The following is an 18,489-nucleotide window of genomic DNA, read 5'->3' on the forward strand; positions in this document are numbered from 1 at the left end:
TCGTAGGCGGGGCGACGACGCAGAACGCCGACTCCACCATCCTAGTGAGTGTCCCCTGAAGAGCACATGAGGAAAACCTGACTTCTCGGAATCAGGAGCCTACCGCGGGCAGCAGCTGGTGCGTCACCCCGCCGAAGCGGGCTGACGAGGACGGGTCTCGCGGCCGAAGAACCACAGTCCCGCTGCGATGACGCCGAGGAGGCCGGTGAGCAGGAACGCCCACGAATAGTCGAACCGGTCGACGACGGCTCCGGCGATGATCGGACCGACGATCGCTCCGCCGTCGAGGGCCATCTGGTAGCGGGCGAGCACTCGGCCGCCCTTGCGTTCGCGGCCGATGACATCGGCGACGGTGGCCTGCTGCGCCGGATTGGCCAGTCCGGAGCCTACCCCGGCGACGACGGAGAAGGCGAAGAACAGCCAGATCGAGTCGATGAAGGCCAGCGCCGCGGTGGTCACACCGAGGACGAACAGACCCCATTGGATGAATGGCTTGCGCCCGACGGTGTCGGCGAAGCGTCCGACGACCGTGACGGCCGAGGCGTTGCCGATGGCGAACATGGTCAGGGCCAGGCCGGCCACACCGGTATCGGCTCTGAGCGCCTGGATGGCGAAGAGCGGGTAGATGGCCACGCGGATGCCCATCGCCGACCAGCCTTGGACGAAAGCGGAGATCAGTGCCGAGCGGTACGCCGAATCCTTCCAGGCTTCCCTGAAGGACATGACTTCCTGCTGCTTCTCGTCCTTCTCCGCTTCCAGACGGGCGCGCCCGGACTTCGTCGAGGAGCCGAAGGCGGCGGTGGAGGCGAGGAAGACGCGTACGACGATGGCGGCGATGAGCAGACCGACGGCGTAGATGATGAACGGGATGCGCATCCCCCATCCGGCCATCGCCCCACCGAGCACGGGACCGGCGATATTGCCGACGAGGAACGCTGTCGCATAGGTCGAGGAGGCCTTCGCACGGGCGTCGATCGGGGCGAGTCGGACGATGAGCGCCATCGCGGAGACGCTGAACATCGTCGACCCGATGCCGCCGAGCCCGCGGAAGATCAGCAGCTGCCAGTAGTCCTGGGCGAATGCGACGGCCGCTGTGGAGGCGGCGACGATGAGGAGTCCGGTGATGTAGATGCGGCGTTCGCCGAAGGCATCGACGAGGCGGCCCGACGAAGGTGAGAACACGAACCGGAAGAACGCGAAGGACGAGACCACGATGGTCGCGGCGGTGACCCCGAAGTCGAAGCTCGCCGCGAACTGCGGCAGAACAGGGGCGATGATGCCGTAGCCCAGGGCCACGATGAAGGCCGCTGCCACGAGGACGTAGATCTCCTTGGGCAGGCGGCGCGTCTCTGGTGTCTCGGTGTCGGGAGTGCTCACAGGGTATCGAGGAACTGTTCGGGTTTCGGCAGGGGGCGAGTGCTCGTGGTCAGTCGCTGTCGGTAGCGTTCGGGAACGGCTCCGATGTAGAACCAGCCCATGAGCAGTTCGTGATCGTCCAGACAGTGGAGACGACGCACCGGTTCGGTGTTCGTCAGGGTCCCCGACCGCCACATCACTCCCCAGCCGGCTTGCCACAGGGCGAGTTCGAGAAGATGTCCGGCACCGGCGGCGGTGGCGTGCTGCTCCCATTCGGGGACCTTGTCATGCTTGACCGGTGAGGAGACGAGGGCGAGCAGAAGTTCGGCCCGCAGAGGCTTCGTGTTGGACTCACCCGGCCCGCGGTCCACTCCGGCGGCTTCGTCGAGGGCGTCGCCGAGGCGGTGTCGGTCATTACCGCGGATGATGAGGAAGCGCCAGGGGCGCAGGGATTTGTGGTCGGCGACCGAGGAGATCGAACGGATGATCTCGAGCAGGTCGGAGTCGTTCGGAGTCTCCGGGTCGACCTTCGAGATCGACCGTCGTGTGCTCAGTGCGTGCAGAACGGGATCGGCGACGATGTCGATCGATGCCGACACTGAATAGTCGGGTCCGCGGCGGGTGGGCGCGATGGCTGCGGTGCCGCCCTTCGCCGAGGCGGCAGCAGCCTCGGCAGGGTCGGTGTTCGCTTCACTCTGCGCCGAGTTGGCAGTCTGTGCGTCCTGCGCGGCGAGGTTCTTGGCCCACGGGCCGGTGTTGCCGTCGAGGAAATGAGCGCGCACACGGTCTTTGGTCACTTCGCAGGCATCGCCGCCCGCGTCCTTGGACCGCTTGCGGTCCTTGTGTTTGGACTTCTTGCACTTGTCCTTTTTGTGGCTGCCCATCAGCTCACCCACTCGGCGAAGGCGGTGCGGGCCCTGCTGAGTTTCGGGTCGATGATGACACGGCAGTAGCCGTTGTCGGGGTTCGCGGTGTAGAAGTCCTGGTGGACCGCCTCGGCGGTGTAGAAGGTGCCGAGGGGTTCGAGCGTGGTCACGATCGGATCGTCGAAGAGGGCCTGCGCGGATTCGATGGCCTGGGCGAAATGCTGCTTCTCAGCCTGATCGCGGTAGAATATGGCCGACCTGTATTGGGTGCCGACGTCATAGCCCTGGCGGTTGAGGCTCGTGGGGTCGTGGCCGGTGAAGAACAGGCCGAGGATGACCTCTTCGGGGACGATGTCGGCGTCGAAGGTCACCTGCAGTGCTTCGGCGTGGCCGGTCGTGCCGGAGCAGACCTCACGGTATCCGGGGTTGTCGGTGTGTCCGCCGGTGTAGCCGGAGACCACTTCTCTCACACCGGTGGTCCGCTGGTAGACGGCGTCGAGGCACCAGAAGCAGCCGGCGCCGAGGGTGAGGGTACGAAGATCGCTCATAGGACGTATAACGATGACGCGCTCAGGTTATTCCCGTCTGCGACCGTCCCTCGTCGGAGTTCACGAGCCTCCCCCGTCGGTGCGGAAGGTGTATTCGTCCGGGCGCGGCCACCGCTCGAGGGTGCGGGCGACGTCCTCGAATTCACTGTCGGTGATCTCGAAGCTCGAGGAGTGGCCCCCGTCTTCGTCGTCGAGGTTCTCCGGGTGCAGGGTGCCGGGCACGGATTCGCGCAGGGCCTCGGCGGTGAGCATGTCTGCGAACGGCTCGTCGTCGACCTCGCTGAGATCCACGCTGGTGAGACGACCGTCAACGATGTCGAGGGTGAGTTCCAGTCGTCCGGTCGACATGCCGGCGCGGTCACCAGGACCGACGGCGCCGTCCTCGTCGCCGATGCTGCCGGTCGTTCCCGTCACCGGGTAGGTGTGTCGGGCGGGTGTCACACTCGGGGCCGATTCGTCGGGTCGGACGTCGATCGAGACGATGTCCTCGTCCTCGAGCAGCTGCTCGACCTGCTCAGGGTCGAGGACGACGGGCTCATCGCTCGAGTGCAGGGCATCGGGGCAGGAGACCCAGACGAAGAACTGTGCGGAGGCGAACTGCTCACGGATCGCTTCGGCGGTGGACGGGGAGTTCGGGTGCGGCTGAGACAGCAGCGCCTCGACCGACTTGCGGATATGGGCGGGGAGTTCGATCTCGAGCGGGGCCCAGTGGCCATCCTCAACGTCGTCGGCCCAGTCGTCGATCTTGTCGATGAGGACCGCTGCCAGTGCGACCAGGCCGCCGTTGACGGCGGCGTTGAGTCCGCGGCCGACTCCGCGCGGAAGCCTCTCGTCGATCTTCTCTGCGAGCCGTTCCGTCAGCGGCCACATCGCCCAGCTGGCCGCTCCCGCTGCCGTGGCTGTGACCGCGTTGAGGAACGCCGGTGATGTCACGCTCGCGTGCTCGTGCCACCATGCATCCTGCTCCTCATCGCCCGCGAGCGCTTCGCCGCCGAAGTCGCAAGCCGGCGCGGAGGCGTATCGCACCGGTCCGCTGCCTCTGCTGGTGAAGAGCTCGAGGAACTCGTCGAGGCCGCTCGACCCGCCGACTCTGCCGAGGAAGGCGCTCGACCCGGTCAGCCAGGTCAGCCCCGCATTGGCCAGGGCGGTGCCCGCTCTCAGGCTTCTTCGGTGCTGGGCGGGGACGTCGCGGCGGCGCACCAGTGCGAGGGCGCCGGTGCCGAATGCGGCGGTGGTGCGGACGATTCGGTGATGACGAAGGGGGATGTCGGGAAGTCGCATGCCCTCATCGAAGCATGTCCGCCTGAGTCGCAGGTGAGAGCCTGTGCCGCTTCCGGCCGAGGGTTCTCACATGACCAGTCCGGACGGCAGTGGGAAACCGAGCTCTGCGGCGGCCTGCTGCGTCGACGGCTGGTTCCAGAGCTTCGCGACCGAGGCGTTCGTCGCCAGCGACCGCATCTCGGCCTTGTCGAGGAACAGGATTCCGGACAGGTGGTCGGTCTCGTGCGCGACGATGCGTGCCGACCAACCGGAGACCACCTCGGCGATGGAGTTGCCTTGCAGGTCGATGCCCGTCAAGGCGATTTCGCGGGGCCGGGCGACGACGGCCTGGTAGCCGGGGATCGACAGGCACCCCTCGAAGAAGGCGACGTCGTCACAACCTGCGCGTTCGTACTTCGCGTCGAGGACGACGCGCAGCGGCATCGGCTCCCGTTCGCGTACCTTCGCGACCTCGGGATCGCGGGCGCCGGGATCCTCGGCGACGAACATCGACAAGCTCACTCCCACCTGTGGGGCGGCCAGGCCGACTCCGGGGGCGGCGAGCATGGTCGTGCGCATCACCTCAGCGAGCTGCTGAAGCTCGGCATCGTCGACCTGTCCGTCGAAGGGACGGGTGTCGGTGCGCAGGACGGGGCCCCGGCTTCGACGATCGGCGCGGTCCCGTCCCCCGCCTCGGCGGCGGTGAGGACGGCGCGGATCTGATCGGCGATGACCTCGTCGTCGGTCATGGTCATACGCTCTTCAGCTCGCGCGGGCGACGATGAGCTCGGCGTGTTTGAGCAGCGGAGCGTCGATCATCTTGCCTTCGAAAGAGAACGCACCCTTCTCCGTCTTCGCCGAGTCGAGCACGGACTGCGCCCATCTCAGCTGTTCGTCGCTGGGACGGAACGCTTCGCGAACGACAGGGACGTGGTTGGGGTGGATGGAGACCTTGCCCGAGAACCCGGACTGCACTGCGTCCTCGGCTTCGACTGCCAGCCCTTCGAGGTTCGGGATGTCGGCCCAGATCGAGTCGAGGGCGAACTTGCGGTGGGCCCGAGCGGCGAGCAGGGTCTGGCCGCGCACGTGCTTGGCCACGTCCCGGTAGTCACCATCGTCCTTGCGTGATGACCCTCCGCCGAGGTCGGCGATGAGATCCTCTGAGCCCCACATCAGCGCATAGACGTTCGGGGCGGCGGCGATCTCGGCGACGTTGACGGCCCCGAGCGCGGTCTCGATGAGCGCGATGACCTGGAAATCGGACAGGATCGTCAGATCCGAAGCGAGCTCCGCCTTCGGCAGCATCACGGCCCTGTACTCGGTGCGTGCGAGCATCTTCAGATCCTCGCCGAGGTGGCCGGAATCGTGGGAGTTCACCCGCACGACCGTACGGGTGGGGTCGAGTGGGAAGTCGACGACGGACTCTCGGGCGGCGGCTTTGTCCGCTTCGTTGACGGCGTCCTCGAGGTCGAGGATGACGATATCGGAGCGTTCGGCCGCTTTCGTGTACCGGTCGGGGCGGTCGCCGGGCACGAAGAGCCAGGCGGGTTTGAAGTCGAGTGCCATGTGAGTGCTCACTTTCCGGATTCGCTGGTGTCGGCTGCGGTGGCCGTGGTGTCTGCGGACTGCGCGGTTGCTGATTCGTGGCTGGAGTCGAACATCATCGCCTGGCGCACGGCCTTGGCCACGAGCTTGCCGTCCTGGTTGTAGCCGCGGTGTTCGAACGTGACGATGCCCTGGCCGGGCCGGGACTTCGAATTGCGTTTGTCGAGGATCGTCGTCTCCGCGTAGAGGGTGTCGCCGTGGAACATCGGAGCCGGGAAGCTGACTTCGGAGAAGCCGAGGTTGCCGACCGTCGTGCCCTGGGTGAGCTGGGAGACGGACAGACCGATGAGAGTGGCCAAGGTGAACATCGAGTTCACGAGTCGCTCGCCGAAGGGTTCGGTCGCGGCCCAGGCCGCATCGAGGTGCAGGGCCTGGGTATTCATGGTCACGGCCGTGAACAGGGTGTTGTCCGCCTCGGTGATGGTGCGGCCCGGCGCGTGCCGATAGGTGGCGCCGACTTCCATCTCGTCCAGCCACAGACCTCGTTGTGCAATGACCTTGTCGCTCATGTAACGCTCCTCACTAGTCGTGATTTCAGTTTATCGCCATTCACTGGACCCCTGCGACCTCGGGGTGGGTAGGATCGAGTCCACCATGGCCATCACGCGATCCCTCTTCGTCGTCACCCACCCGGAGGCTCGGCACCATCTCGAGGCGCGGGTCGGCGGGTGGCACGATTCCGAGCTCACCGTCCGCGGCGAACTCGAAGCCGATCTCATCGCCGCCGAGCTGCGCTCACGGATCCCGTCGACCGCCTCGGCGCAGGTGTTCACCTCCGATCTCAGGCGAACTCGCACAACCGCCGAAGTGATCGCCGATCGGCTCGGCAGCCGCGCAATCGAGCTCAGGGGCCTGCGCGAGAAGTCGTACGGAGTCTCGGAGGGGCGGGAGCAGTCCTGGCTGGACGAGCGCTTCGTCTTCCCGCCGGTGCCCGACGATGCCTTCGACCATGCGACGCGGCTCGATCACTTCGAGGGCATCGACGGCGCGGAGACCCGACGCGAGGCCGGCGCCAGAGTCTATGCAACGGTCGACGAGGTCCTTGCCCGGCAGTCTTCGCACCAGGTGGTCGTCACGCACGGCTTCACCCATACGTTCGTCATCGGCCGGTGGCTCGAGCTGCCGCTCGAGGCGATGGGGCGGGCGACTTTCGCGGCGCAGCCGGGGTGCATCACCGAACTGACCGAGGACGATCTGTTCGGCAATCGGACCCTGCGCTCGCTGGCGGCAGTGGACCACCTCGGCGATTCCTGAGGCGGTCCACCGCCGCGAGCACCGAGCACTCGCCGGTCAGCCGGTGAGTTCGGCGGTCACCTGGCGAGTTCGCCGCCTGATCGGCGGCGCATCGGTCAGTCGGTGAGCTCGGCGTCGAGTTCGCTGAACGCCGAGGACCACCCGTCGTAGGCGCTCTCGTCCGAGCCCGAGTCGCCCGGCAGGCCGGTGAGAGTGAAGGTCATGCGGGTGCGGTCAGCGGCCAGCTCCTCGAGTTCGACGCTCACGCGTGGGGCGTCTTCGATCTTTCCGGGGCTTCCCCAGGTGAAGTCGAGTCGGGCGGGTTCGTCGATGTGGAGGTACTTCCCCGCGGTCGGGAATTCCTGTCCCGCGTCGGGAATGCGCATCGTGTAAGTGTATTCGCCGCCGACGCGCAGATCGACGGACACGGATTCGCGTGGCGTCACCAGCGTTTCGGGATGGAACCAGCGGGCCATGACGTCCGGGTTCGTCCAGGCTTCCCAGACGCGGGCTCGTGGTGCGGCGAATTCGCGGACGATGGTGAATCCGGGTTCCTCGGACTGTGCGCTTAAGGGATCGGTCACTGTGTTGTCTGTGTTCTCGGGTTTCATCGCTGTTCTCCTCCTTGGTTCGTGCCTGTTGTCTGAGTCGTTCAGGTGATCGTTCAGTTCGCAGTCTTTCGATCCGCTGGCGGCGGATCGGCCGTCGGCAGGTCGGTGGGCACCTCCTCGGCGAGGATGCGGTCGAGGTCGTCGAAGCGCTGCTGCCATTCGTCATGGGCCGCCTGCAGCCATTCGGCCGCCTCGGTGAGGGAACCCGCGTTGAGTGCGACGATGCGCTGCTGCGCGGATTTCGATCGGGTGATGAGCCCTGCGGTCTCGAGCACTTTGAGGTGCTGGGAGACCGCGGAACGGCTGATCGGCAGCGGTGCCGCGAGGTCACCTGCGCTCCTGTCTCCCCCGCGCAGGCGATCGATGATCGCCCGACGGGTCGGATCGGCGAGCGCCGCGAAGACGAGATCTATACTCATTTAAGCATCCCCTTAATTAAGTAATTACTACAATACACCTCACGGGGATCTCGTCAAGGGGTACGGCATCACGGGATCGGACTTCTCAGCACACTTGCGCTCAACCCGACTAGGCTGGAAGCAGCCGCTTCGGCCCACCCCGAGTTCGAGGAGAGACATGGATCGCGATTCGATCGACTGCTGGCTGACCGATATGGACGGCGTCCTGGTCAAGGAGAGCAACCCCCTGCCGGGAGCCGCCGAGCTGCTCGCCCAATGGCGTCAGGCAGACATCCCCTACCTGGTGCTGACGAACAACTCCATCTACACCGCCCGTGATCTCTCCGCCCGGCTGCGCTCGAACGGACTCGATGTCCCCGAGTCGAACATCTGGACATCGGCGATGGCCACCGCGGATTTCCTCTCCAATCAGGTCGAGCACGGCACGGCCTATGTCGTCGGCGAGGCGGGGCTGACCACTGCGATCCATGAGGCCGGTTTCGTCATGACCGAGCACGATCCGGACTTCGTCGTCGTCGGCGAGACCCACTCCTATTCGTTCGAGGCGATCACGAAGGCCATCCGCCTCATCGATGCCGGCTCCCGCTTCATCGTCACGAACCCGGATGCCACCGGCCCCAGCCCCGAAGGGGTCCTGCCGGCCACCGGCGCCATCGCCGCACTCATCACGAAGGCGACGAACCGTGAGCCCTATGTCGTGGGCAAGCCGAATCCGATGATGTTCCGCTCGGCCCTGAACAGGATCGGCGCCCACTCGATGAGCACCGCCATGATCGGCGACCGCATGGACACCGACATCATCGCCGGCATGGAAGCGGGTATGCACACAATCCTCGTGCTGTCGGGAATCTCCACCGCCGAGAATGTCCGCCGCTTCCCGTTCCGCCCCAACGAGATCGTCAACGGAGTCCACGAGCTGCTGGATGTGCCGCTGGAGAGCCGCAGCGAGCTCGGCCCCGACACCACCGGCTCCGCCTGAGGCAGACACCGCTTCGCCGAGAAACAGGCTGAGTGTTGAAACACGGGCGTGTACATGCGTGTCTCGACACTCAGCCCGTTTCTCGCTGGAATTGACCACCAATCCAGGCCAGCGTTGCATCCTGCCCGTGTCGTCATCGAAATTGCCGCCAGCTAACCATGAATGCAACGATCGTTTACTGTTATTTGCTTGCATTTGGATAATTTTGCGTTCATGCTTTATAGATGTTGCAAGTGCTGACGACACGACAGCTCCGTGAACTCGGCATGTCCCGTACACAGATAGCCGAAGCGGAACGGTGCTGCCTGCGCAGAGTCAGGAAGGGTCACTACGTGATCCGCAAGGCCTGTGACGATAAACATCACGGACCCATCCGCGATTTCTCCACGGATCACGACACTTCGTTCCCGACTGTATTCGGAGATCTGCGGGATGAAGCCGAAGAACTGCGGGTCCAGATCGCATGCCGCCTCGATGCGCTTCTACCGGGAGACGTGTTCTCCCATGTTTCGGCTGCGCTCATCCACCGTCTTGATCCAGCCTTGGTCGAATCGTCGAAAGTCGAGATCTCCAGAGATTCCCCTACGCGCAACTACGATGGCGTGCTCATCTACTCGCGGAGACTTCCACCGGAGGAGGTCTCATCCGAGTTTGCTTATCCGGTCACCACGCTGCCCAGAACCCTGGCTGACGTTGCTCTGGACCGCTCGCTCGAGGTTTCCGTACCGCTCATCTCTCAAGCGCTGCGTTCGGGGAAGGTGGACCGGACAGACATCACCGACCTGCTGGTGAAAGGGCAGCGGGGACGCAGACGAGCCCTATTGGCCGTAGAGATCTCCAGCACCGAATACGAGTCCCCGGCCGAGGCGGTCTGCGCGGTGAAATTCCATCGCTTCGGAATCACCGGGATGGTCCCGCAGGTCGACACCTTCACAGAAGCGGGCAGATTCATCGGACGCAACGACTTTCGGCACAAGTCAGCTGCTGTCGCAGTGGAGGTCCACGGTGTCGGCAAGTTCTACCTCAACCCTCAAGGTCCGGACGCAGCGTCCAAAACAAGTCATCAGCGCAACATGGATCTGCTCAATGCCGGCTTCAAGGTCTTCAACCTGAGCTTCGGCGACCTCTTCAGACCCCGTATCTTCGCCGAGATCAAACGAGCTATCAAGACGTCGATTCAGCGAGAAACGGGCTGAATGTCGAGAAACGGGTGCGCACATGCGTTTCTCGACGCGCAGCCCGTTTCTCGGTGAAGCAGTCGTAGCGCCCTCACTGCAGCGCGGAAGTCAGGCGCATGACCGACTCCATATAGCGGCGGGGCCATGGCCGCTTCTCCCATTCCTCCAGGGTGAGTTCTCGGCTGACGTCCTGATAGTCGGCGACGACCTCGATGATGTCATCGACGAGGTCGCCGCCGGTGGTCAGCAGGCTGATCTCGTAGTTGAGACCGAAGGAGCGCATGTCCATGTTCGATGAGCCCATGACGGCATAGATGTCGTCGACGATGAAGCACTTCGTGTGGAGCACGGCGGGTTTCGGGTACAGGAAGATCCGCACGCCCGCCTCGAGCAGCGACCGATAATAGGACGACTGCGCTCGGTCGACCATGTACTGGTCGGCCTGTTCGCTGACGTAGAGTTCGACCTCGACTCCGCGGCGGGCCGCGGTCTCCACTGCGGCAAGCAGGGATTCGTCGGGCACGAAATAGGGGCTGACGATGGCCAGGCGCGTCTGCGCCAGATACATCATCGAGGTGAATACCTTGAGGTTCGGAGACGTCGTGAACCCGGGTCCAGAGGGAACGAGCTGCATCGCGCTCGTCGCCCCACCGACCTCGGGCTCATTGCCGTCACGTTCGTAGGGTCGGATGCCCAGTGCCTGTCCCGATTCGGAGTACCAGTCAGTGGAGAACGCCGCCTCGATTCCCGCGACGATGGGCCCGGAGAGTTCGACCATGATGTCGTGCCAGTTCCGACCGATCTGCGAGTTCTTCCTGTTGAGATAACTCGAGTCGATCATGTTCTGCGAACCCATCATCGCCCTCTTGCCGTCGATGACGAGCAGCTTGCGATGGTTGCGCAGGTCGATGCGCCGGGCTTTGCCTCGCCATGGAATGAACGGCAGCATCAGGTGCCATTCGATTCCGGCGGCGTTCAGTCGTCTGCCCAGCTTGTGGAATCCCGGATACTTCCTCGACCCGATGTGGTCGAAGAGGACGCGGACTTCGACCCCGCGCGCCGACGCCCGCTCCAGCGCTCGGAAGAAGACATCAGTCGTCGAATCCCAGGCCATGATGTAGATCTCGACGTGGACGTAGTCCTCGGCCTCGTCGACGAGTTCGGCCATCCGCGCGATCGAGGCTTCGTAGTCCGTGAGCACACCGTGGCTGTCACCGGTGACCATCGGCAGCGCGGTCAGTGCCCGTCCCAGCTTGGCGACGGACACGAATTCGGGTGCGGCGACCAGCGACGGCGGCACGTCGGGCAGAGCATCTGCACCTTCGTGCATGAGCTCATTGGCTTCGGCCTGGATCCGGGCCCGGCGCTGATCGATGTACGGACTGCCGAGCAGCAGAAATGCGGGAATTCCGATGATCGGCAGGAACAGGATGAGCAGCAGCCACGCCGACGACGATGACGGCCGGCGGTTCTCCGGCACCACACCGATCGCGATGATCTTCACGATGTATTCGATGACGATCCACGTCGTCGTCACCACCGATGCCACCACGCTGAGATCCATCTGCTCCCACTTCCCCTTCGGTCGCCGTCTCACCTCACGGTGTTGTCGGACCAGAATATCGCCCGCCGAGGCGGCCCGGCACGTCCGTACGGAGATGCGGGTCCGCCGCGGCGGGCGATCGGGAGGTGCGAGTGCGGATCAGAGTCCGAGTTCGCGGGCGATGAGCATGAGCTGGACCTCGGTGGTGCCTTCGCCGACTTCGAGGATCTTCGAGTCGCGGTAATGGCGGGAGACGAGGTATTCGTTCATGAAGCCGTAGCCGCCGTGGATCTGAGTGGCGTCACGCGCATTGTCCATGGCCGCCTCACCGGCGATCATCTTGGCGATGGCGGCTTCCTTCTTGAACGGCAGTCCGGCCAGCATCCGCGAGGCCGCGAGGTAGTACGCCGAGCGAGCGGCGACGACACGAGCTTCCATGCGGGCGATCTTGAAGGAGATGCCCTGGAAGTCGGCGATCGGCTTGCCGAAGGCCCGGCGTTCCTTCGCATACTTCACGGATTCGTCGACGCAGCCCTGAGCGGCGCCGACGGCCAGTGCGCCCACGGCGATGCGACCCTCGTCGAGGATGCGCAGGAAGTTCGCGTAGCCGCGGCCGCGCTCACCGAGCAGGTTCTCTTCGGGCACCTGCACGTTGTCGAAGGTCAGCGGGTGCGTGTCCGAGGAGTTCCAGCCGACCTTGTCATAGGCCGGTTCGGCGGTGAAGCCCGGTGTGCCGGTGGGGATCATGATCGTCGAGATCTCAGGCACTTCGCGGCCCGAAGCAGAGGTTCGGGTTCCGGTCACGGCGGTCGCGGTGACCAGCCGGGTGATGTCGGTGCCGGAGTTCGTGATGAAGCACTTGCTGCCGTTGATCGTCCAGGTGCCGCCCTCCAGCGTGGCCTTGGTGCGGGTACCTCCGGCATCGGATCCGGCTTCGGGTTCGGTCAGGCCGAAGGCGGCCAGGCCCGAGGCGTCGGTGAGTCCCGGCAGCCATTCCCTCTTCTGCTCTTCGGTGCCGAATCGGTAGATCGGCATCGCACCGAGCGAGACGCCGGCTTCGAGGGTGATGGCCAGGGACTGGTTGACCCGGCCGAGTTCCTCGATGGCCAGGCACAGGGCGAAGTAGTCGCCGCCCATTCCGCCGTACTCTTCGTCGAAGGGCAGGCCGAACAGGCCCATCTCGCCCATCTTCGCGACGAGCTCGTAGGGGAACTCGTGCTTGGCGTCGAGTTCGGCCGAGACGGGCGCGACCTCTTCGTCGGCGAACTTCGCGACGCCCTGGCGCAGGTCTTCGTATTCTTCGGGCAGCATGCCCGGAACAAAGGTCTCCATTGTTTCCTCCCCGCTTGTGGCGTGGTTGTGGTTGAGATGACTGGTGATCATTCGGCGGCGGTCTCGCCGGTGTCCGCGGGGGCCTCGGCAGCGGCTTCGTCGACGACGGTGGCGAGCACCTCGTCGAGACCGACCTGAGTCCCTTCGACGGCGACGACGGTGACGATCCCGTCGGCGGGCGCTGTGAGCACGTGCTCCATCTTCATCGCCTCGACGACGACGAGCGGGTCGTCTTGGGCGACGGTGTCGCCGGTCTCGACCTTGATATCGACGACGGAGCCGGGCATCGGTGCGAGCACCTCGGCGCCTTCCAGCCCAGGCGTCAGCGACGAATCTGCCAGAGGCCGGGTGAAGACGTGGATTCCGGTGTCGGTGCTCACCCAGATGCTGCGGTCACGGGCATCGGAGAAGATCCGCGCCGTGTGCTGAATCCCGTCGAGAGTGACATGCCACAGACCGTCGGCATCCACGTCGACGGCTGCAGCACCGGCGGCGACCTCGGTCGTCTGCCCGCCGGTCGCCAGGGCCATCGTAGGGCGGAAGTCCGGTCGGGAGCTGCGCCAGGCACTCGGTCCGGCCCACGCCGAGGCGGCCGACCGATTCGCGGAGAGCTCGGCTGCCGTGACCGGCCCGGTAAGGGTCGTGCCGGCCGCTCCCCCGGTGGCGGTGACGGCTGCCGCCGCCAGCTGCGCGTGGATCTCACCGGCGGTGTGCGCCAGCTGATCCTCGCCGAGGTTGTCGATGAGTGAGGTGTCGAGGTCACCGGCGACGACTTCGGGCAGGCTCATGAGGGTGCGCAGGAAGTCGATGTTCGTCACGATTCCCGGCACCGTCGAGGCGGCGAGCGCGGTATCGAGGCGGGCGATGGCCTGGGCGCGGTCGTCGGCGCGGACGATGAGCTTGGCGATCATCGGGTCGTAGTCCGAGGCGATGGTCTGCCCGGCTTCGAGTCCGGCGTCGACGCGGATGCCCTCCCCCGCGGGGAAGACGACGTCGAGTGCGCGGCCGCCGGTGGGCAGGAACCCGCGCGAGGGATCCTCGGCATAGATGCGGGCCTCGATCGAATGCCCGGTCATCGTGATGTCGTCCTGGGTCAGCGGCAGCGGCGCACCGGCGCCGACGAGCAGCTGGAGTTCGACGAGGTCGACCCCGGTGACCTCCTCGGTGACGGGGTGTTCGACCTGCAGGCGCGTGTTCATCTCCATGAAGAAGAACTCGTCGGGTCGGTCGGCGCCGACGATGAACTCGACGGTGCCGGCTCCGACGTAGCCGACGGACTTCGCGGTCTCGCAGGCGGCCTTGCCGATCCGGGCGCGGGTCTCTTCGTCGAGCAGGGCCGAGGGGGCCTCCTCGATGACTTTCTGGTGGCGGCGCTGCAGGGAGCATTCGCGTTCACCGAGGTGGATGACGTTGCCGTGCGCATCGGCCATGATCTGGACTTCGATATGACGCGGGGTGGCGACCAGGCGTTCGAGGAACAGTGTGTCGTCACCGAAGGAGCTCGCGGCTTCGCGCCGCGCGGTCTTCAGCGCTTCGGCCAGCTTGTCTGCTTCGAAGACCGCGTGCATGCCTTTGCCGCCGCCGCCGGCAGAGGGTTTGATGAGCACGGGGAAGCCGATGTCGTCCGACGCGGCGATGAGGGCGTCATCGCTCATGGCGGCGTCCTTCGTGCCGGGCACCAGGGGCACTCCGTGAGAGGACACGGCCTGCTTCGCGGTGATCTTGTCACCCATCGTCCGGATCGCGTCGGCACCGGGACCGAGGAAGACGATTCCGGCCTCGGCGCAGGCGGCGGAGAACTCGGCGTTCTCCGACAGGAAGCCGTAGCCGGGGTGGATGGCCTCGGCCCCGGTCGACTGAGCGGCGTCGATGACCTTGTCGATGCGCAGGTAGGACTCGGAGGCCGCCGCCGGTCCGAGGCGGACGGCGACGTCGGCGGCCTTGACGTGGGCGGCGTGGGCATCGGCGTCGGAGTAGACGGCAACGGTGCGGATGCCCAGGCGGCGGCAGGTGCGGATGACGCGCAGGGCGATCTCGCCGCGGTTGGCGATGAGGACGGTTGTGAACATTCGTGGTGTCGACATTGCGGGGCTCACATTCTGAAAACGCCGTAGCCGCTGGCGTTCAGCGGGCGTTCCATCGGTCCGAAGCGGGCGATTTCGAGGGCCAGGGCCAGGACCTGGCGGGTGTCACCGGGCTCGATGATTCCGTCGTCCCAGAGGCGTGCCGTCGAATAGTACGGGTTGCCCTGGGCTTCGTACTGGTCGCGGATGGGCTGTTTGAATGCGTCTTCGTCCGCAGCGGACCACTCTTCCCCGCGGGCTTCGAGCTGGTCGCGTCTGACGGTGGAGAGCACGCTGGCCGCCTGCTCGCCGCCCATCACGGAGATGCGGGCGTTGGGCCACATCCACAGGAACCTCGGCGAGTAGGCGCGGCCGCACATCGAGTAGTTTCCTGCGCCGAAGGAGCCGCCGATGACGACGGTGAACTTCGGCACACGGGCGGTGGCGACGGCGTTGACCATCTTCGCTCCGTGTTTGGCGATTCCACCGGCCTCGTAGTCGCGGCCGACCATGAAGCCGGAGATGTTCTGCAGGAAGACCAGGGGCACGCTGCGCTGATCGCAGAGCTCGATGAAGTGGGCGCCCTTCTGCGCGGATTCGCCGAAGAGGATGCCGTTGTTGGCGACGATGCCCACCGGGTGGCCGTTCAGGTGAGCGAATCCGGTGACGAGGCTCGTGCCGTATTCGGCCTTGAACTCGTGGAATTCGGATCCGTCGACGAGGCGGGCGATGACTTCGCGGACATCGTAGGGGGTGCGCGAATCGACGGGCACGACGGAGGTGAGCTCCTCCGGTGAATGCGCGGGCTCGCGCGGTTCGACGACGTCCCAGTTCGGAGTGTTCTTCGGCCCGAGCGTGGAGACGATATCGCGCATGACCTCCAGGGCGTGGGGGTCGTTGGCTGCGAGGTGGTCGGTGACGCCGGAGGTGCGTGAGTGCAGCGCGCCGCCGCCGAGCTCTTCGGCCGTGACTTCCTCACCAGTGGCGGCCTTGACCAGGGGCGGGCCGCCGAGGAAGATCGTGCCCTGTTCGGAGACGATGATCGATTCGTCGGCCATGGCCGGGACGTAGGCACCGCCGGCCGTGCAGGAGCCCATGACGGCGGCCAGCTGCGGGATCCCCGCGGCCGAGAGAGTGGCCTGATTGAAGAAGATGCGGCCGAAGTGCTCACGGTCGGGGAACACATCGTCCTGGTTCGGCAGATTCGCTCCGCCCGAGTCGACGAGGTAGATGCAGGGGAGGTCGTTCTCCTTCGCGACTTCCTGCGCACGCAGGTGCTTCTTCACCGTCACCGGATAGTAGGTGCCGCCCTTGACGGTGGCGTCATTGGCCACGATCACGCATTCGCGGCCGGCGACTCGACCGATGCCGGTGATGATTCCGGCTCCGGGGCTGGCGTCATCGTACATGCCGTTGGCAGCCAGCGGGGAGAGTTCGAGGAAGGGCGTGCCGGGGTCGAGGAGATGCTCGACACGATCACGGGGCAGAAGCTTTCCGCGATCGATATGGCGCTGCCTGGACTTCTCGGAACCGCCGCGGGCCGTGGCCGCGATGCGCTCCCGGAGTTCGGCGATGAGTTCGGCGTGGGCCTCGGAGTTGACCTGCCCCGTCGCCGGACTGACCGCAGTTCCCACTGCTCTCATTCCATCCTCATTTCAGTTAATGATTCTTAACTGACTGCTATGATACTGCTCACAGGCAGAACTGACAATGCACGAGCCAGGCGGGACCGATCGCTTCTGCGACGGTGAGCGACAGGCTCAGGGAAGGAGGCCGGATGTCGAGTCCGGACGCGGCCAGGCCGACGGCGCGGGCGGCGGCGAAGGCGGCCAGACGCGAGCAGCTGCTCGAGGTCGCGAAGACGCTCTATGCCCGACACGGCTTCCACGGGGTGCGTCTCGACGACCTGGGCAAGGGTGCGGGGATCTCGGCCCCGGCGGTGTACCGGCACTTCTCGTCGAAGGAGGCCGTGCTCGAAGAGCTGCTCGTCGGCATCTCCGCCTATCTGCAGTCCGGAGGCGAGGAGATCGTCGCCGCGGCCTGCGACACCGCCTCGGGGATCTCCCCCACCGAGGCGGCCCGGACCCTGCGTCGCCTCATCGACTTCCACGTCGACTTCGCCATGAGCGAGCCCGAGCTCATCCGCATCCAGGACCGCGATCTCGAGGCGCTGCCGGACGAATCGCGGCGGACCGTGCGCCGCCTGCAGCGCGCCTATGTCAGCCGGTGGGCAGAGGTCGTCGAAGCCGCCCACCCGGCGTGGACTCTTGAGGCGTCCACGGTGCGCGTCCACGCGACGTTCGGAATGATGAATTCGACCCCGCACCAAGCCCGACGCTCCAGCGCCGAGGTGGTCGGGGTCGAACTGCGCGCCGCCGCATCAGCGGCGCTGGGGATCGACTGAGTCTCAACGGATCAGCCGAGCCCCGCCTCGGCGATATTCCGATCGCAGAGGTCGGCCCTGATCACGGAACGATGACGAGTTTGCCGCGCACATGGCCGGCGGCGCTGTCCTTGAAGGCCTGCGGAACCTGGTCGAGACCGTAGGTGCCGGCGATCTCGACGGTGAGTTTGCCTTCGTCGACGAGGAGGCCGAGCCGAGCGGTCTCTGAGCCGTCGGGACGCACCCAGATGTATCGCCCGCCGTGCTCGGCGACGCTGGGATCGGCCACGGAGGCGTGGCTGCCGCCCTCGGCGAGCACGCCCAGGGTGTCTTCGAGGACGGCCCCGACGAAGTCCGCGACTGCGTCGACCTGTCCTCCGACTGCCTCGAGCACACGCTCGACCAGACCGTCGCCGTAGGTCACGGGTTCGGCGCCGAGTCCGCGCAGGTATTCGTGATTGGCCTCAGAGGCGGTGCCGATGACGCGCGCTCCGGCGGCCCGGGCGATCTGCACGGCGAAGCTGCCCACTCCCCCGGATGCTCCGTGGATGAGCACCGTGCGGCCCTCGAGCTCGCCGAGCGATTCGAGAGTGCGCAGAGCTGTTCCGCCGGCCAGGGGCAGACCGCCTGCCTGTTCCCAGCTCAGGCTCTTCGGCTTCGCGGCCACGGAATGGACCGGGACCGCGACCTTCTCGGCAAAGGTTCCGCCGCTCAGCACGTCCTTGCGCGCGTACGCGACGACCTCATCACCGATCGAGAATTCCGGGGTGTCGAATCCGAGGCCGACGACGACGCCGGCGACGTCCCAACCCGGGGTGACGGGGAACTGTGTGGGCATGATCGGATCGAGGTGGCCGCCGACGAGCTTCCAGTCCACAGGGTTGACCCCTGCAGCTCTGACCTCGATGAGCACTGAGGCCGGGGGCACCTTCGGGTCGGGCAGCTCCCGGACCGTGATGTCGTCGAAGTTCTCGGTGTAGGCGTCATAGACGGCGGCGCGCATAGCAATGGCCTTCCGGTAGATGTCAGTGACACTGAGTTGTCAGCGTGACTGCACAACACCGGAAGACCATCGGGCTATTCCAGGTGCCTGCCCCGCCTCGGCGACCGTCG

At 65.7% G+C, this 18,489-nt stretch carries 19 protein-coding genes; 4 read left to right on the forward strand and 15 right to left on the reverse strand.

The features are described 5' to 3' along the window. Positions 1 to 123: 123 nt before the first annotated feature. From FHG09_RS15580 to FHG09_RS15610, 8 genes are all read right to left on the reverse strand, one after another. Positions 124 to 1,377 (reverse strand): MFS transporter, encoded by a 1,254-nt coding sequence (locus FHG09_RS15580; RefSeq protein WP_152348553.1) that lies wholly within the window; start codon positions 1,375 to 1,377, stop codon positions 124 to 126. Further along, positions 1,374 to 2,240, reverse strand: coding sequence for a nitroreductase family protein (locus FHG09_RS15585; RefSeq protein ID WP_152348554.1), 867 nt, complete (start codon positions 2,238 to 2,240; stop codon positions 1,374 to 1,376). The genes FHG09_RS15580 and FHG09_RS15585 overlap by 4 nt, the downstream gene beginning before the upstream one ends. After that, positions 2,240 to 2,770, reverse strand: a complete 531-nt coding sequence (gene msrA, locus FHG09_RS15590) for a peptide-methionine (S)-S-oxide reductase MsrA (RefSeq protein ID WP_152348555.1) — start codon at positions 2,768 to 2,770, stop codon at positions 2,240 to 2,242. The genes FHG09_RS15585 and msrA overlap by 1 nt, the downstream gene beginning before the upstream one ends. 60 nt (positions 2,771 to 2,830) lie before the next feature. Next, positions 2,831 to 4,051, reverse strand: coding sequence for a hypothetical protein (locus tag FHG09_RS15595; RefSeq protein ID WP_152348556.1), 1,221 nt, complete (start codon positions 4,049 to 4,051; stop codon positions 2,831 to 2,833). Positions 4,052 to 4,117: 66 nt separating this feature from the next. Next, positions 4,118 to 4,678, reverse strand: a complete 561-nt coding sequence (locus FHG09_RS15600) for a peptide deformylase (RefSeq protein ID WP_319803268.1) — start codon at positions 4,676 to 4,678, stop codon at positions 4,118 to 4,120. Then, positions 4,609 to 4,785, reverse strand: a complete 177-nt coding sequence (locus tag FHG09_RS20285) for a hypothetical protein (protein ID WP_319803267.1) — start codon at positions 4,783 to 4,785, stop codon at positions 4,609 to 4,611. Before FHG09_RS20285 ends, FHG09_RS15600 begins: the two co-directional genes overlap by 70 nt. 7 nt (positions 4,786 to 4,792) lie before the next feature. Continuing rightward, on the reverse strand, positions 4,793 to 5,596 hold the full coding sequence (locus FHG09_RS15605) for an HpcH/HpaI aldolase/citrate lyase family protein (protein WP_152348607.1): 804 nt from the start codon (positions 5,594 to 5,596) through the stop codon (positions 4,793 to 4,795). 8 nt (positions 5,597 to 5,604) lie between these two features. Next, positions 5,605 to 6,144, reverse strand: coding sequence for a MaoC family dehydratase (locus FHG09_RS15610; RefSeq protein ID WP_152348557.1), 540 nt, complete (start codon positions 6,142 to 6,144; stop codon positions 5,605 to 5,607). 85 nt (positions 6,145 to 6,229) lie between these two features. Between FHG09_RS15610 and FHG09_RS15615 the strand changes: the two genes are divergently transcribed. Continuing rightward, positions 6,230 to 6,889 carry a histidine phosphatase family protein gene (locus tag FHG09_RS15615; protein ID WP_152348558.1) on the forward strand — a complete coding sequence of 220 codons (660 nt, stop codon included), beginning with the start codon at positions 6,230 to 6,232 and terminating at the stop codon, positions 6,887 to 6,889. Positions 6,890 to 6,984: 95 nt separating this feature from the next. On the opposite strand, the gene FHG09_RS15620 is transcribed toward FHG09_RS15615, so the two are convergent. Both FHG09_RS15620 and FHG09_RS15625 read right to left on the reverse strand, forming a co-directional pair. After that, a complete protein-coding gene (locus FHG09_RS15620; protein ID WP_152348559.1) occupies positions 6,985 to 7,479 on the reverse strand; it encodes an SRPBCC family protein in 495 nt (164 codons plus the stop codon). Between the two features lie 53 nt (positions 7,480 to 7,532). Next, positions 7,533 to 7,898: an ArsR/SmtB family transcription factor gene (locus FHG09_RS15625; protein WP_152348560.1), complete on the reverse strand. Its 366-nt coding sequence runs from the start codon at positions 7,896 to 7,898 to the stop codon at positions 7,533 to 7,535. A 157-nt stretch (positions 7,899 to 8,055) separates the two neighbouring features. Here FHG09_RS15625 and FHG09_RS15630 point away from each other — a divergent pair, with 157 nt between their 5' ends. Further along, positions 8,056 to 8,877, forward strand: a complete 822-nt coding sequence (locus tag FHG09_RS15630; RefSeq protein ID WP_152348561.1) for an HAD-IIA family hydrolase — start codon at positions 8,056 to 8,058, stop codon at positions 8,875 to 8,877. A 332-nt stretch (positions 8,878 to 9,209) separates the two neighbouring features. After that, entirely contained in the window at positions 9,210 to 10,073 is an 864-nt protein-coding gene (locus FHG09_RS15635; protein WP_152348562.1) for a hypothetical protein, read from the forward strand. Positions 10,074 to 10,146: 73 nt separating this feature from the next. On the opposite strand, the gene cls is transcribed toward FHG09_RS15635, so the two are convergent. From cls to FHG09_RS15655, 4 genes are all read right to left on the reverse strand, one after another. Further along, the gene (gene cls, locus FHG09_RS15640; RefSeq protein ID WP_152348563.1) at positions 10,147 to 11,619 is read right to left on the reverse strand and encodes a cardiolipin synthase; all 1,473 of its coding nucleotides are present in this window, start codon (positions 11,617 to 11,619) and stop codon (positions 10,147 to 10,149) included. Positions 11,620 to 11,757: 138 nt separating this feature from the next. Further along, positions 11,758 to 12,930, reverse strand: coding sequence for an acyl-CoA dehydrogenase family protein (locus FHG09_RS15645; protein ID WP_152348564.1), 1,173 nt, complete (start codon positions 12,928 to 12,930; stop codon positions 11,758 to 11,760). Between the two features lie 47 nt (positions 12,931 to 12,977). Further along, positions 12,978 to 14,999, reverse strand: coding sequence for an acetyl/propionyl/methylcrotonyl-CoA carboxylase subunit alpha (locus FHG09_RS15650; protein ID WP_152348608.1), 2,022 nt, complete (start codon positions 14,997 to 14,999; stop codon positions 12,978 to 12,980). A 23-nt stretch (positions 15,000 to 15,022) separates the two neighbouring features. Then, positions 15,023 to 16,636 (reverse strand): carboxyl transferase domain-containing protein, encoded by a 1,614-nt coding sequence (locus FHG09_RS15655; RefSeq protein WP_152348565.1) that lies wholly within the window; start codon positions 16,634 to 16,636, stop codon positions 15,023 to 15,025. 134 nt (positions 16,637 to 16,770) lie between these two features. Between FHG09_RS15655 and FHG09_RS15660 the strand changes: the two genes are divergently transcribed. Continuing rightward, a complete protein-coding gene (locus FHG09_RS15660; protein WP_152348566.1) occupies positions 16,771 to 17,397 on the forward strand; it encodes a TetR/AcrR family transcriptional regulator in 627 nt (208 codons plus the stop codon). A 61-nt stretch (positions 17,398 to 17,458) separates the two neighbouring features. Here the strand turns inward: FHG09_RS15660 and FHG09_RS15665 are convergent, their stop codons facing one another. Next, positions 17,459 to 18,379: an NADP-dependent oxidoreductase gene (locus FHG09_RS15665; RefSeq protein ID WP_152348567.1), complete on the reverse strand. Its 921-nt coding sequence runs from the start codon at positions 18,377 to 18,379 to the stop codon at positions 17,459 to 17,461. Between the last annotated feature and the right edge of the window lie 110 nt (positions 18,380 to 18,489).

Source organism: Brevibacterium sp. CFH 10365, assembly GCF_009299785.1.
Taxonomy (GTDB): domain Bacteria; phylum Actinomycetota; class Actinomycetes; order Actinomycetales; family Brevibacteriaceae; genus Brevibacterium; species Brevibacterium limosum.

Excerpts from the sequence above, each read along its gene's own strand:
- FHG09_RS15585 (WP_152348554.1), bottom strand. The coding sequence starts at position 2,240 with ATGGGCAGCCACAAAAAGGACAAGTGCAAGAAGTCCAAACACAAGGAC.
- msrA (WP_152348555.1), bottom strand. The coding sequence starts at position 2,770 with ATGAGCGATCTTCGTACCCTCACCCTCGGCGCCGGCTGCTTCTGGTGC.
- FHG09_RS15595 (WP_152348556.1), bottom strand. The coding sequence starts at position 4,051 with ATGCGACTTCCCGACATCCCCCTTCGTCATCACCGAATCGTCCGCACC.
- FHG09_RS20285 (WP_319803267.1), bottom strand. The coding sequence starts at position 4,785 with ATGACCATGACCGACGACGAGGTCATCGCCGATCAGATCCGCGCCGTC.
- FHG09_RS15605 (WP_152348607.1), bottom strand. The coding sequence starts at position 5,596 with ATGGCACTCGACTTCAAACCCGCCTGGCTCTTCGTGCCCGGCGACCGC.
- FHG09_RS15610 (WP_152348557.1), bottom strand. The coding sequence starts at position 6,144 with ATGAGCGACAAGGTCATTGCACAACGAGGTCTGTGGCTGGACGAGATG.
- FHG09_RS15615 (WP_152348558.1), top strand. The coding sequence starts at position 6,230 with ATGGCCATCACGCGATCCCTCTTCGTCGTCACCCACCCGGAGGCTCGG.
- FHG09_RS15620 (WP_152348559.1), bottom strand. The coding sequence starts at position 7,479 with ATGAAACCCGAGAACACAGACAACACAGTGACCGATCCCTTAAGCGCA.
- FHG09_RS15625 (WP_152348560.1), bottom strand. The coding sequence starts at position 7,898 with ATGAGTATAGATCTCGTCTTCGCGGCGCTCGCCGATCCGACCCGTCGG.
- FHG09_RS15630 (WP_152348561.1), top strand. The coding sequence starts at position 8,056 with ATGGATCGCGATTCGATCGACTGCTGGCTGACCGATATGGACGGCGTC.
- cls (WP_152348563.1), bottom strand. The coding sequence starts at position 11,619 with ATGGATCTCAGCGTGGTGGCATCGGTGGTGACGACGACGTGGATCGTC.
- FHG09_RS15645 (WP_152348564.1), bottom strand. The coding sequence starts at position 12,930 with ATGGAGACCTTTGTTCCGGGCATGCTGCCCGAAGAATACGAAGACCTG.
- FHG09_RS15650 (WP_152348608.1), bottom strand. The coding sequence starts at position 14,999 with ATGTTCACAACCGTCCTCATCGCCAACCGCGGCGAGATCGCCCTGCGC.
- FHG09_RS15655 (WP_152348565.1), bottom strand. The coding sequence starts at position 16,636 with ATGAGAGCAGTGGGAACTGCGGTCAGTCCGGCGACGGGGCAGGTCAAC.
- FHG09_RS15660 (WP_152348566.1), top strand. The coding sequence starts at position 16,771 with ATGTCGAGTCCGGACGCGGCCAGGCCGACGGCGCGGGCGGCGGCGAAG.
- FHG09_RS15665 (WP_152348567.1), bottom strand. The coding sequence starts at position 18,379 with ATGCGCGCCGCCGTCTATGACGCCTACACCGAGAACTTCGACGACATC.